1 pseudogene is annotated in these 602 nt (G+C 36.2%); it reads left to right on the top strand.

Annotated features, from left to right (window positions below):
* Positions 1 to 241 (top strand): annotated as a pseudogene (locus ACTIE0_RS24900) (hypothetical protein); the annotation flags it as partial.
* Between the last annotated feature and the right edge of the window lie 361 nt (positions 242 to 602).

The following is a 602-nucleotide window of genomic DNA, read 5'->3' as shown; positions in this document are numbered from 1 at the left end:
CGAAGATGATGTTAATAATGATGATTTGCGGGAAGATGTAATTCTTGATGACCACTCGGCTCGCGCCTACAGTGACCAGGCTATGTTCTCTGATGACCTCGTAGATAATGAGGATGATGAGGATAATGAGTTTGCTATCAATGATGATTCTGATAATTTCCCTTTAATTGATGACGACGATGAAGAACCTTTCTCGTCTGCTATCATCACTGATGACATCCTTGATGACGACGATTTCTAACACCGTGCCTAATTAGGCAATAAACAAGAGTAGAGACAAAGCGTACCTTGTCTCTACTTTTTTGTTACGGAAGTTATGTTAAGTTTTGTAACGAAAAATTAACAAATGCTGCAAAAATTTTTTTTTGGGGGGAGTGGTTGCTTTTTGCGGGGAGTTATGGTATACTGCTAAATAATTCAGATATTGGAAATTTTAATAATTTAACACAAATTACAATTATAAAAAAGTATATCTTGATGATATAGCATTAGTCAAGGTGGTTAGGACGCAGCTTGACTAATGCTATACCCGATGATACAGCCTTTACACAAAACACAAAGTACAGTATAATGTATGGCTATTGTATCAGTTATCACAACCA

The sequence above is a fragment of the Limnospira sp. genome, assembly GCF_051859755.1.
Taxonomy (GTDB): Bacteria; Cyanobacteriota; Cyanobacteriia; order Cyanobacteriales; family Microcoleaceae; genus Limnospira; species Limnospira fusiformis.
The sequence above is the reverse complement of the archived record's forward strand: the minus strand, read 5'-3'. Positions and strand labels throughout refer to the sequence as shown.